The organism is Nocardioides ginsengisoli, assembly GCF_039537225.1.
Taxonomy (GTDB): Bacteria; Actinomycetota; Actinomycetes; order Propionibacteriales; family Nocardioidaceae; genus Nocardioides; species Nocardioides ginsengisoli.
Map to the genome: position 1 here is coordinate 81,990 of NZ_BAABAC010000013.1, position 11,805 is coordinate 93,794.

Genomic DNA, 11,805 nt, shown 5'->3' on the forward strand with positions numbered 1-11,805 from the left:
GAGTTGTCCTTCGACGGGTTCGACTCTTCGAGAGCGCCCTGACCCACCACGTCATCGGCCACCGGGCAGGCCGAAGCGCATCTGAGGGCAGGCGCAAGGAGCCACGATACACCACATCGGCGCGCTCAACAATGTCGGCTGCGCAGATCACACAGTCGTCGCCCGTCGGCGCCCGAGGCGCTGACGTGTCCGGGTGGAACCGGTGCCGCCGATCATGCTGCGCGCGCGTGCCCAGGTCAAGCGCACTCGCGGGCGGCCGCCCGAATCGGGAACTCCGGGACGGCGCGTCGCCGGCCGGTCAGGCGCAGCCGGCGTCGACGCAGATGTCGTTGAGCAGCCACCCCTGGTCGGCGCCCGGGCTGCGCAGCAGGGTGAGCGTGGCCCACATGTGCAGGCTGCTCTGCGCGCCGCCCTTGCGGGTGCTGTCCTGGCGGATGAAGACCACGACGGAGGCGACCTTGCCGTCCTTGCTCAGCCGGGTCAGCGCGGCGCCCTCGGAGGAGGCCTGGACGGTGAGCTGCTGCTTCTGCGCGCCGTCGGTGAGCTCGGGCCAGATCCGCGTCTGCTTCGCGGCGAGCTTGGGCGTCAGGTAGCCGGTCACGCGCTGCAGGTCGCCGGTCATGGTCTGGTAGCCGTAGGAGAAGACCGGCGCCACCATCCGCTCGGCGGCACCCTCGGCGGCGACCGTGTCGCGCTCGGCGGCGGCGTTGCGCCCGGCGACGTCCTTCGGGGAGTCGCCGGAGAACAGCTTGCCGCCGGGCTGCACGTAGAGCACCACCGCCAAGACGACGGCCGCGAGCGCGCCGACGGCGGCCGCGCCCAGCGCCCACCCGGGCGGGCCGGACGGGGCCGGCCGGGGCGCGGCGTCGGTCGGGGCAGGCTCGGCGACGGGCTCCTCGGGCTCCTCGGGCTCCTCGGGCTCGGAGGCGGCCTCGGGCTCTGAGGCGACCGTGGGCTCGGGCTCCTCGGCGGCACGCTCGGCCGCGAGCTCGGCGTCGTACGACGCGCGGCGCTCGCCGTCGAGCAGCACGCTCGCGGCGTCGCTGAACGCCCGGAACCGCGGGGCGGTCGGGTCGAGGTCGGCGATGGCGTCCTTCCATGCCGCCCGGATCTCGTCGGTGCTCGCCGACTCCCCGACGTTGAGGAGGTCGTAGAGGTTCGCGGTCACTGGCCGGCCCCCTGTCCGCTCGGCGTGGAGGTGGGCGCGCCGGATGGCGCGCCCGACGGGGCGCCGCCCTGCGGCTGGGTCGGCGCCTCCCCCAGGGACGGCAGGCCGTCGTCCACGTCGTCGAGGTCGTCGACCTTCCAGACGCCGCCGATCTTGACCAGGTCGACCTGGTAGCGGAAGCGCTGCGGCGCGAGCTCGATCGGCTTGTCGCCCTGCTTCGGCCCCGGGTACGACGTGGTCACGATGCCGCCGACCAGCAGGCTGGCCGAGTCGGTGTCGATCGCGGAGATGCCGACGCCGTAGACGGTGGCGACCCGGTCGACGCCGGTCTCCTTGACCGTCTGCTCGGCGAGCGCCTCGTTCTGGTCGAAGATCTTGGCGAACTTGGCGCTCATCAGGTCGCCGACCGCGGCGTACTCGGGCATCTTGCCGGAGTCGTCGAGCAGGCTCGGGCCGTAGGTGTGGAAGCGCTGCACGAAGGTGCGGGCGGCGGCGAGCGCCTTCTCGCGGTCGACGCTCTCGTCCTTGGGCGGGTCGAAGACCGAGGAGACGCGGTGGCCCAGGCCGGGGCCCGCGCCGTTGCCGAAGACGATGAGTCCGGAGACGGTCAGGCCCGCGACGAGCACCCCGAGCAGCAGACCGAGGATGCTCCAGCGCCGGGCAGGGCTGGAGGCCGGGGTCACCGGGCGTTCAGCATCGGTTGGACGTACAGCCACTTCCACGAGTCCTCTCCCAGCGACGGCGGCGCCACGCTACCCCGTGCCTGGGTGGAGTCCTCGGGAGCACCCCAGGTGAGCTTGCCCGTGTCCAGGTCGAAGCTGGCCACGACCGGGGCGGTGCCGTCGACGTCGGGCGCCACGCGCGGCAGGTTCTGCGTGCCGCGCGGGTTGCTCTTGGTGATCGGCTCGGTGCAGCCGACCTGGGGCATCGGCGGGTTCTTGAAGCGGTCGGACGGGCTCAGCCGGTTCTTCAGGTAGCCCTGGTAGCAGGGCGTGCTGTCGGGGGCGAGGATCAGGCCGAAGTGGGCGTCCCAGAAGCCGCTGCCGCCCTGCGCCTTGGAGCGCTTGCCGACGACGACCTGGCCGGCGGCGACGGCGTAGGGGTAGACGACGAGCATCTGCTTGATCGCCGGCAGGTGCTGGACCACGACCTGGCCGGTGGCGACCAGGTTGGCGAGCAGCTCGCTGAGCTGGACGCCGTTCTGCTCGAGGAAGGTGCGCAGCTGGGTCGCGGCGAGCGAGCCCGAGTCGATCACCTTGCGCAGTGCCGGGTCGGCGCCGGCGAGCGCGCCGCTGAACAGCGAGAGCTGGCTGGCGAAGGTGCGCAGCGACGACTCGGTGGCGATCTGGCTCTGCAGGACAGTGTTGCTGTCCTTGATCAGCGCCGACGTCACGTCGAAGTTGTCGTTGGCGGTCTGGATGAAGGAGTTGCCGGTGTCGATGATCCGCTGCAGGTCGGGGCCGGTGCCGGCGAAGGCCTTGCCGAGCTCGCTGACCGTGGTGCGCAGCGCGTCGCGGTCGACGCTCGACACCGTCGCGGACAGGTCGCCGAGCAGCTTCTCGGTGGCGATCGGAGTCGCCACGTCGTCGATCTCGGAGCCCTCGACGAGGAAGGGGCCCTTGTCGGTCTGCGGCTGCAGCTCGACGTACTGCTCGCCGACCGCGGAGCGGTTGCCGACCAGCGCGATGGTGTCGCGCGGGATCCGGTCCCACTTCTTGTCGATGTCGAGCTTGACGTCGACGCCCTTCTCGGTGAGCACCAGGTCGCCGACGGTGCCGATGCCGACGCCGCGGTAGGTGACCTCGGCGCCCGTGAAGATGCCGCCGGACTGCGGGTAGTGGGCGGTCACCGTGTAGGAGCGGTCGATGACGACGCGGTCGAGCTTGGCGTAGCGGGCGCCGACGAAGGTGACACCGACGAGCGTGATGATCGCGAAGACCAGCAGCTGGATCCGGGTACGACGGGTGATCATCGGGCCCTCCCCTGCGCCGCGACCAGCGGGCCGCCGTACAGCGTCACCAGGTCGGAGTCGTAGGTCGCGTCGAACTGCGACCACATCGTGTCGGACTGGCTCGCGCCACCGGGCGCGGGCCGACCGAGTCCGCCGCCCTTGAGGACGCTGCCGAGCAGGTCGCCGATCGGGTTCTTGCCGGTCGCCGGGTTGCCGGCCTTGGCGCCGCCGCTCAGCGCGCAGAGCAGCTTGACCGCGGAGCAGACGTTGTCGAGCAGGTACTGCGGCAGCTTGAGGCAGGCCTGCGCGTCGGGCGGCGTCTTGAGGCAGCCCTGCAGCGTCTTCCAGGTGCTGTTGCAGAGATTCTTGAGGTTGACCAGCTGGTCGAGCGGGCTGTCGGGCAGCATGTTGATCGGGATGCAGGGCACGTCGGGCAGGGTCATCCGGCCCAGGTCGAGCTGCAGGTCGATCGACAGGTTGACGTAGTCGCCCATGTGCAGGTTGCGGGCCACCTGCGGGTCGCGGCCGACCGACTCGTCGATGAACGGGTAGGTCAAGAAGGTGCTGAAGCCCTTGGCGAAGTTGTCGCCGGCCTTGGCCAGCTGGGTGAGCACCGGGTCGAGCGACTGCAGCGAGCTGACCGTCGAGGCGTGGGTCGCGTTGATGACCCGGACGCCGACGTCGCTGAGCTTGGTCAGGCCCTTGAGCATCGCGACCAGGTCGCCGCGCTGGCGGTCGAGCGACTCCAGCGCGCTGGGCAGCTCGTCGAGCGCGTTGTCGATGCTCTTCTGGTGCTGCTTGGCGGTGACCGCCAGCCGGTTGACGGCCTCGATCGCGTCGACGATGTCGGCCTTGCGGCGGTCGAGCTGACCGACCAGCGAGGAGACCTGGGTGAGCACCGACTTGGCGGAGTCCTCGCGGCCCTCGAGCGCCTGGTTGAGCTCGTTGGCGATGGTCTTGAGCTGCGCGACGCCGCCGCCGTTGAGGACCAGGCTGAGCGCGCCGAGCACCTCCTCGACCTCGGGGTTGCGCCCGCCGTTCTCGATCACGTCGTTGTCGGAGAGCCGGCCCTTGGCGCCGCTCGCCGGCGCGGCCAGCGAGACGAACTTCTCGCCGAGCAGGCTGGTCTGGCGGATCGAGGCGACCGGGTTGTCGGGCAGGTCGACGTCACGGCGCAGCTCGAGGGTGACCACCGCGCGGTAGCCGTCGAGCGTCACCTTCGTGACCTGGCCGACGGCGACGTCGTTGACCTTGACCGACGACATCGGCACCAGGTCGAGGACGTCGTCGAAGATCACCTTGACCTGGATCGGGTCCTTGCCGGTGTCGGCGCCGCCGGGCAGCGGCAGCTGGTAGACGTCGAAGCTGCAGCCGGTGAGCATCACCAGGCCGGCCAGGACGGCGGCGACCAGGCGGAAGCGGCGCAGCCTGCGCAGGGCGCTCATCGGTGGGCCTCCACCAGTCCGTTGAGGGTCGGGTCGTAGGCCTGACCGGCCCAGGAGCCGGTGCCGAACGGGGCGCCGCGCGGCAGCAGCTTGTCGACCAGCTTGCACAGGTCGCCCTTGTTGTCGGCGGCCGAGACCAGCGCGCAGAGGACGGCGCCCGGCTTGGAGGTCAGCTCGTGCACGATATTGCCGAGGTTGGCGTTCGTGTCGAGCGTGCCGTCCTTCGGGTTGTAGGTGTGATAGAGGTTCGTCAGCGCGAGCGGGCCGGCGTCGAGCAGCTCGTCGAGCGCCGCGCGCTGGCGCACCAGCACCTTGGCGACCCGGTTGACGTCGGCGATGTTGCGCCCGAGCACGGCGCGGTTGCTCTTCACGAAGCGGGCGACCTCGTCGAGCGCCGTACCGAGGTTGGCGAGGCCGGTGGTCAGCTCCTGGCGCTCGTCGGCGAGCAGGCTGGAGACGTCGCCGAGGGACTTGTTGAAGTCGCGGACCGTGCTGTCGTTGTCGGCCAGCGTCTTGATGAAGTTCTCCAGCTGACCGGTGGACTCGAAGAGCTCGTCCTTGTTGTTGTCGAGCGTCTCGCTGAGCCGACCGAAGTCCTTGATCGTCTGGTGGAAGTTGGCGCCCTGGCCACCGAAGTTGCGGGCGGTCTGCTCGAGCAGGTCGCTCAGTGCGCCGTTGCGGTTGGCGCCCTCGGGGCCGATCGCGACGGTGAGCTTGTCGATGCTGGAGTAGATCTGGTCGAGCTCGAGCGGGACGGCGGTCTTGCTGGTCTGGATGACCGTGTTGTCGGCCATCACCTGCTCGCCCTTGACGTAGGCCGGGGTGAGCTGGATGTAGCGGTCGCCCACCACCGACGGCGACACGATGACCGCGTCGGCGTCGGCCGGGATCTTCACGTCCTTGTCGTAGGTCATCACGACCTTGACCTTGGTGCCCTCGGGCACGACCTTCTCGACCCGGCCGACGGGGATGCCGAGCACCCGTACGTCGCTGCCCTCGTAGACCGAGACGGCGCGCGGGAAGTAGGCGGTGACGGTCTTGGCCTCGCCACCGCTGCCGAACATCCACACCACGCCGGTGACGACGAGCAGGGCGATGACGGCCAGCGGGAGCCAGCGGCGCAGGGCGTTCACTGGCCCACCGTCCCGGGCACCGGCGGCATGTTGAAGATGTAGGTGTCGAACCACGGCCCGTTGCCGAGCGTGCTCGCGAAGACCCGGTAGAACGGCGCCATCGTCGCGATCGAGTCCTCGAGGTTGTTCTCGTTCTTCTTGATGATCTGCAGCACCGAGTCGAGGTGGTCGAGCGCGGGCTTGAGGTCGGCGCGGCTGTCGCGGATCAGGCCGGTCAGCTTGATGCTCAGCGTCGAGGTCGAGACCAGCAGCCGGTGGATCTGCTCCTTGCGCTGCACCAGCGCCTGGAACAGGGTGTCGGCGTCGCCCATCAGCGCCACGATGTCGTCGTCGCGGGCGTCGAGGACGTTGGAGACGCGGTGCAGGTTCTGCAGCAGCGAGTTGATCTGGTCGTCGCGCGAGGCCACCGTGTCGGCCAGCCGCGACAGGCCGTTGAGCGCGCCGCGGAAGGACTCGGGGGTGTTGCGGGTCAGGTCGGCGAGCGTGGTCAGCGAGGCCGCCAGCTGGTCGGTGTCGATGTCGGCCGACGTCTGCGCCAGGCCGCTGAACGCCTCGACGATGTCGTACGGCGAGCTGGTGCGCGAGACCGGGATCGTCGACCCCTCGGCGAGCTGCCCCGAGCCGGCCGGGACCAGCGCGAGGAACATCGAGCCGAGGATCGTCTTGACCTTGATGTCGGCGCGGGTCTGGTCGCCGAACGGGGTGTCGCTCTTGATCTTGAAGCCGACCTTGACGGTGCCGTCGTCGAGCTCCATCGAGGTCACCTGGCCGACGCGGACGCCGGCGATGCGGACCTCGTCCTTGACCTTGAGGCCGCCCGCCTCGGCGAACGAGGCGTAGTAGGTGTCTCCCCCGCCGATGAGCGGCAGGTCCTGGGCGCGCAGCGCCGCGACCAGGCCGAGCAGCAGCACGCCGATGCTGACCAGGCCGATGGTGACGGGGTTGCGCTCGCGGAACGGCTTCATCGCGACACCTCCCGCTGGAGCGAGCACCGCTGGGCGGCGACGGAGTACTGCGCGGAGACCGGCTTGCCGAGCCCCGGCACCTTCACGGTGGCCTTGAAGTGGCACAGGTAGAAGTTGAACCAGGAGCCGTAGGTCGCCGTACGGCCGATCTTGGTGAGCTTGATCGGCAGCACCTGCAGCGCCCGGTCGATCTCCTTGCGGTTGCGGTCGAGGGTCGTGGCGACCTCGCGCAGCTGCTTGATGTCCTTGACGAACGGGTCCTTGACGTCGCTGAGCAGGGACGCCGTCTGCACGGACAGGTCGGAGATCGAGTCGAGCGAGGAGAGGATCGCCTCGCGGTCGTCGTTGAGGCCCCCGACGAGGGTGCGGAAGCTGTCGATGAGGCGGGTCAGCTGCTTGTCGCGGTCGGCCACGTGGTTGAGGACGTAGTCGAGGTTGTCGATGAGCTGGCCGATGACCTGGTCACGGTCGGCGAGGGTCTGGGTGACCGAGGCGGTGCTCGACAGCAGCCCCTCGACGGTGCCGCCCTCGCCCTGGAAGACCTGGACGATCTCGTAGGAGAGCTTGTTGATGTCGTCGGGCGAGAGCGCCTGGAAGAGCGGCTTGAAGCCGTTGAACAGCATGGTCAGGTCGAGCGCGCTCTGGGTGCGGGCGACCGGGATGGTGCCGCCCTCGCTGACCCGGCTGCCGTCGGCGCCCTCCTGGAAGAGCGAGATGTAGCGCTGGCCGATCAGGTTGCGGTACTTGATCTGCGCGTGGGTCGCGGCGTCGATGACCGTGTCGGAGTCGACCTTGAAGGTCACCTTGGCCCGGTTGCCGCCGACCACGTCGACGCCCTCGACGGTGCCGACCTTGACGCCCGCGATCCGGATGTCGTCGCCCTTGTTGACGCCGGTGGCGTCGGAGAACTCCGCCGCGTAGCGCTTGGTGCTGCCGAAGGAGAGGTTGCCGATCGTGATGATCAGGACGCTGGTGGCCAGGGCCGTGGTCAGCATGAAGACGACCAGGCGGATCAGGTCGCCGCCGGTGCGCTTGTCGAGGCCGAGGATCATCGCGCACCGCCCTGGGCCAGCATCGGGCCGGCGAGCAGGACGCCGAGGTCGGAGTCGGCGCCGTAGCTGGAGTCGAGCGCGCCGCGCAGCGCGCTGACGTCGTCCGGGGTGCCCTGGTAGCCGGGCGCCGGGCGCAGGTTGCCCTTGCCGGTGCTGCCGTTCATGCCGTCGTTGAGGTGCGGCAGCGGCGGGTAGGGGTGCTCCTGGCTGTAGCCGACGTCGGGCAGGCCGAGGCAGTTGGGGCCGCGGTCGTCGCCGAACTTCGGCCGGTCCTTCGGGGTGTACTTGCGCGGCTGGTCCTGCAGCGTCTCGAGCACGATGTGCAGCTCGTAGCCGCGGAACGCCTCGGCGAGGCGGCCTTGGGCCTTGACGATGCCGGCGGCCATGCACGGGAACTCGACGGCGTAGCGCGAGACCGCCTGCAGGGTCTGGGTGCTCAGCTCGCCGAACTGCTGCAGCCGGGTGGCGTTGGCGTCGAGGAAGGCGCGACCGGTGTCGGAGAAGCTGCGGATGTCGCGCAGCGTGGCGTGCAGCGCGGCCTCCCGCTCCTCGAGGGTGCCGGTGGTCTTCACGGTGTCGTCGAGGATCTGAGCCACCTGGGGAAGGATGTCGGCGTAGGTGTTGGACACCGAGGCCGTGAGCTTGAGGTCCTGCAGCAGCGCGGGGATCTGCGGGTTGAGCCGCTTGAGGTAGGAGTCGACCGTCTCGAGGTTCTTGCCGAGCTCGGCGCCGCGGCCCTCGAGCGCCGTCGCCAGCGCGGTGAGCGTGGTGTTGAGGTCCTCGGGGCGGACCGTCTCGAGCAGCGGGTAGAGGTCGGACAGCACCGCCTCGAGCTCGGTGCTCACCTGGGTGTGCTCGATCGTCGACCCGGCGCGGATGACGCCGCCCTGCGGGCCGCTGTCGGGGATGACGAGCGAGACGTACTTCTCGCCGAAGAGCGTCTTGGGCACGATCGAGCCGGTGACGTTGGCCGGGATCACGCCGATCTTGTCGGGGTAGATGCCGAGCACCAGGTCGGCGCCGCCGGCCGGGTCGGTCTTGGCCTCGAGCACCTCGCCCACGATCACGCCGCGCACCTTGACGTCGGCGCGGGTGGGCAGCTGGAGGCCGATGGTCGACGTCTTCAGGGTGACCTTGTCGTAGGCCGTGAACTTCTTGGTGAAGGTCGCGTACGTCAGCCAGACGCCGAGGAGCAGCAGGCAGACGAAGAGGATGCCGAGCGCGCGGTGCGCGGACAGGACGCGGTTCATCGGCCGATCACCCCGCCAGCCTGACGGTGGTCGAGGCCCCCCAGATGGCCATCGACAGGAACAGGTCGATCACGTTGATCGCCACGATGCTGGTGCGGACGGCGCGGCCCACGGCCACGCCCACGCCCGCGGGGCCGCCGGAGGCGGTGTAGCCGTGGTAGCAGTGGATGAGGATGACCACGACCGCGAAGACCAGCACCTTGCCGAACGACCACAGCACGTCGCCGGGTGGCAGGAACTGGTTGAAGTAGTGGTCGTAGGTGCCCGACGACTGGCCGTAGAACTTGGTCACCACGAGCCGGCTCGCCACATAGGAGGAGAGCAGGCCGACGACGTACAGCGGGACGATCGCGATCAGGCCGCCGACGACGCGGGTGGTCACCAGGAACTGCATCGACGGGATCGCCATCACCTCGACGGCGTCGATCTCCTCCGAGATCCGCATCGCGCCGAGCTGGGCGGTGAAGCCGCAGCCGACGGTCGCGGCGAGCGCGATGCCCGCGACCAGCGGGGCGATCTCGCGGGTGTTGAAGTAGGCCGAGACGAAGCCGGAGAAGGCCGCGGTGCCGAGCTGGTTGAGCGCGGCGTAGCCGGACAGGCCGACCTGGGCTCCGGTGAAGAACGTCATACCTATGATGACTCCGACGGTGCCGCCGATGACAGCCAGCGCACCGGAGCCGAGGGTGACCTCGGCCAGGATGCGCAGGATCTCGCGCGGGTAGCGCTTGACCGAGCGCGGCAGCGCCAGCAGGACCTTGAGGTAGAAGGACAGCTCGTGGCCGAGGTTGTCGAGGCCCTTCATCGGCCGGTCGTAGATCGACTTGATGCTCGCCATGTCAGTGGTCCCCCTAACCCGTCTTCGGGGGCACGACCTGCAGGTAGATCGTGCTCAGGGTGAAGTTGACGACGAACAGCAGCAGGAAGGTGATGACGACCGACTCGTTGACCGCGTCGCCCACGCCCTTCGGTCCGCCTCCGGCGTTCATGCCCTTGTAGGCGGCCACGATGGCGGCGATGAGACCGAAGACGAGCGCCTTGATCATGCCGATCCAGACGTCGGGCAGCTGGGCCAGCGCGGTGAAGCTGGCCAGGTAGGCGCCCGGGGTGCCGTCTTGCAGGATGACGTTGAAGACGTAGCCGCCGGCGACGCCGACGACGCTGACCATGCCGTTGAGGAAGACCGCGACGAGCATGCAGGCGAGCACCCGCGGGACGACGAGGCGCTGGATCGGGTCGATGCCCAGCACCATCATCGCGTCGAGCTCCTCGCGGATCTTCCGCGCGCCGAGGTCGGCCGCGATGGCCGAGCCGCCGGCGCCCGCGATGAGCAGCGCGGTCGCGATCGGGCCGGCCTGCTGGATGACCGCGAGCACGGACGCCGAGCCGGTGAACGACTGGGCGCCGAACTGCTTGATCAGGCCGCCGACCTGCAGCGCGATGACCGCGCCGAAGGGGATGGCGACCAGGGCCGTCGGGATGATCGTGACCGACGCGATGAACCAGGCCTGCTGAATGAACTCACGCGTCTGAAAGGGACGGCGGAAGAGCCCGCGCCCGACATCGAGCGCGAACGCGAACAGCTTTCCTGCGGTACCGATCGGGGCGATCACCCGCGCAGCGGTGAGTGACACCTAGCGCCCCTTTCCGTCCTGGTCCTGTGCCGTCATGCCTCGGGTCGTGCTGATCAGTGCTGCTGGCGTCCCGAGGCGTGCTCCGCCTCGCGGGTGAACGAGCCCGGGGGCGGCGTCACGCCGTTGGCGCGGCACCAGGCGCCCGGCTCGGCCTGAGCCCGGCGCGGGATGCCGTTGGAGGGCTCCATCTGCAGCGGGATCGGCGGCAGCGGCGGCAGGTCCATGTCCTTCTCGGCCGCGAGCTGGTCGGCGTCCTTCTCCTCCGACATGCCGATCGGTCCGATCGTCTGCGCGTTGAGGAACTGGCGCACCACGGGCTCGTCGGACGACAGCAGCATCTCGCGCGGGCCGTACATGGCGAGGTGCTTGTGGTAGAGCAGGCCGATCTGGTCGGGCACCACCCGGACGCTGTGGATGTCGTGGGTGACGATGAGGAAGGTCGCGTCGATCTGCGCGTTGAGGTCGACGAAGAGCTGGTTGATGAACGACGTGCGCACCGGGTCGAGACCGGAGTCGGGCTCGTCGATCAGCAGGATCTCGGGGTCGAGCACGAGCGCGCGGGCCAGGCCGGCACGCTTGCGCATGCCGCCGGAGATCTCACCGGGGAGCTTCTGCTCCGCGCCGAGGAGACCGACCATGTCCATCTTCTCCATGACGATGTCACGGATCTGGGACTCGCTCTTCTTCGTGTGCTCGCGCAGCGGGAAGGCGACGTTGTCGTAGAGGTTCATCGAGCCGAACATCGCGCCGTCCTGGAAGAGGACGCCGAACAGCTTGCGGATCTCGTAGAGCTCCTTCTCGGAGCAGGAGGCGATGTCGGTGCCCTCGATGACGATGGAGCCCTCGTCGGGCTTGATCAGGCCGATCAGGGCCTTGAGGAAGACGGACTTTCCGGTGCCGGACGGGCCCAGCATCACCGAGATCTCACCGGCGGGCAGGGTCAGCGAGACACCCTTCCAGATGAGCTGCTTCCCGAACTGCTTCGTCAGGTTCGTGACCTGTACGTCGACGCCCATGTTCAACCTCTCCCTCGTCTGCGGCCGGCCCGTGGCTGCGTAGGAACAACGCCGGCACGTGGCGCACGTTACGCGGCGCTGGTGGCGCTCGTCACGGTTACCCGACCATCGAGACCCGAAACGTACTGGCGAGTAGCACTATCGTCCAACTGGCGAGTAATGCTAGGACTCCCGGCCAGGGCTCCCGGGGAAGT

11 protein-coding genes are annotated in these 11,805 nt (G+C 69.3%); all 11 read right to left on the bottom strand.

The features are described 5' to 3' along the window. Nucleotides 1-298 precede the first annotated feature (298 nt). The 11 genes from AB4880_RS06840 to AB4880_RS06890 are packed head-to-tail and all read right to left on the bottom strand — an operon-like array spanning nucleotide 299 to nucleotide 11,611. Nucleotides 299-1,168, bottom strand: coding sequence for a J domain-containing protein (locus AB4880_RS06840; RefSeq protein ID WP_367918468.1), 870 nt, complete (start codon nucleotides 1,166-1,168; stop codon nucleotides 299-301). Further along, nucleotides 1,165-1,851, bottom strand: coding sequence for a hypothetical protein (locus AB4880_RS06845; RefSeq protein WP_367918469.1), 687 nt, complete (start codon nucleotides 1,849-1,851; stop codon nucleotides 1,165-1,167). Before AB4880_RS06845 ends, AB4880_RS06840 begins: the two co-directional genes overlap by 4 nt. Beyond that, nucleotides 1,848-3,140, bottom strand: coding sequence for an MCE family protein (locus AB4880_RS06850; protein WP_367918470.1), 1,293 nt, complete (start codon nucleotides 3,138-3,140; stop codon nucleotides 1,848-1,850). Before AB4880_RS06850 ends, AB4880_RS06845 begins: the two co-directional genes overlap by 4 nt. Beyond that, the gene (locus AB4880_RS06855) at nucleotides 3,137-4,564 is read right to left on the bottom strand and encodes an MCE family protein (protein ID WP_367918471.1); all 1,428 of its coding nucleotides are present in this window, start codon (nucleotides 4,562-4,564) and stop codon (nucleotides 3,137-3,139) included. Before AB4880_RS06855 ends, AB4880_RS06850 begins: the two co-directional genes overlap by 4 nt. Further along, complete coding sequence (locus AB4880_RS06860) at nucleotides 4,561-5,697, bottom strand: MCE family protein (protein WP_367918472.1); 1,137 nt, start codon at nucleotides 5,695-5,697, stop codon at nucleotides 4,561-4,563. Before AB4880_RS06860 ends, AB4880_RS06855 begins: the two co-directional genes overlap by 4 nt. Next, on the bottom strand, nucleotides 5,694-6,662 hold the full coding sequence (locus AB4880_RS06865) for an MCE family protein (RefSeq protein ID WP_367918473.1): 969 nt from the start codon (nucleotides 6,660-6,662) through the stop codon (nucleotides 5,694-5,696). The genes AB4880_RS06860 and AB4880_RS06865 overlap by 4 nt, the downstream gene beginning before the upstream one ends. Further along, a complete protein-coding gene (locus tag AB4880_RS06870; RefSeq protein ID WP_367918474.1) occupies nucleotides 6,659-7,714 on the bottom strand; it encodes an MCE family protein in 1,056 nt (351 codons plus the stop codon). Before AB4880_RS06870 ends, AB4880_RS06865 begins: the two co-directional genes overlap by 4 nt. After that, complete coding sequence (locus AB4880_RS06875) at nucleotides 7,711-8,964, bottom strand: MCE family protein (protein WP_367918475.1); 1,254 nt, start codon at nucleotides 8,962-8,964, stop codon at nucleotides 7,711-7,713. The genes AB4880_RS06870 and AB4880_RS06875 overlap by 4 nt, the downstream gene beginning before the upstream one ends. A gap of 7 nt (nucleotides 8,965-8,971) precedes the next feature. Further along, a complete protein-coding gene (locus AB4880_RS06880) occupies nucleotides 8,972-9,799 on the bottom strand; it encodes an MlaE family ABC transporter permease (RefSeq protein ID WP_367918476.1) in 828 nt (275 codons plus the stop codon). A gap of 13 nt (nucleotides 9,800-9,812) precedes the next feature. Next, the gene (locus AB4880_RS06885; RefSeq protein WP_367918477.1) at nucleotides 9,813-10,595 is read right to left on the bottom strand and encodes an MlaE family ABC transporter permease; all 783 of its coding nucleotides are present in this window, start codon (nucleotides 10,593-10,595) and stop codon (nucleotides 9,813-9,815) included. 53 nt (nucleotides 10,596-10,648) lie between these two features. Further along, entirely contained in the window at nucleotides 10,649-11,611 is a 963-nt protein-coding gene (locus tag AB4880_RS06890) for an ABC transporter ATP-binding protein (RefSeq protein WP_367918478.1), read from the bottom strand. Between the last annotated feature and the right edge of the window lie 194 nt (nucleotides 11,612-11,805).

Coding starts and splice junctions, on each gene's coding strand:
- AB4880_RS06850 (WP_367918470.1), bottom strand. CDS start 3,140: ATGATCACCCGTCGTACCCGGATCCAGCTGCTGGTCTTCGCGATCATC.
- AB4880_RS06870 (WP_367918474.1), bottom strand. CDS start 7,714: ATGATCCTCGGCCTCGACAAGCGCACCGGCGGCGACCTGATCCGCCTG.
- AB4880_RS06880 (WP_367918476.1), bottom strand. CDS start 9,799: ATGGCGAGCATCAAGTCGATCTACGACCGGCCGATGAAGGGCCTCGAC.
- AB4880_RS06865 (WP_367918473.1), bottom strand. CDS start 6,662: ATGAAGCCGTTCCGCGAGCGCAACCCCGTCACCATCGGCCTGGTCAGC.
- AB4880_RS06890 (WP_367918478.1), bottom strand. CDS start 11,611: ATGGGCGTCGACGTACAGGTCACGAACCTGACGAAGCAGTTCGGGAAG.
- AB4880_RS06855 (WP_367918471.1), bottom strand. CDS start 4,564: ATGAGCGCCCTGCGCAGGCTGCGCCGCTTCCGCCTGGTCGCCGCCGTC.
- AB4880_RS06875 (WP_367918475.1), bottom strand. CDS start 8,964: ATGAACCGCGTCCTGTCCGCGCACCGCGCGCTCGGCATCCTCTTCGTC.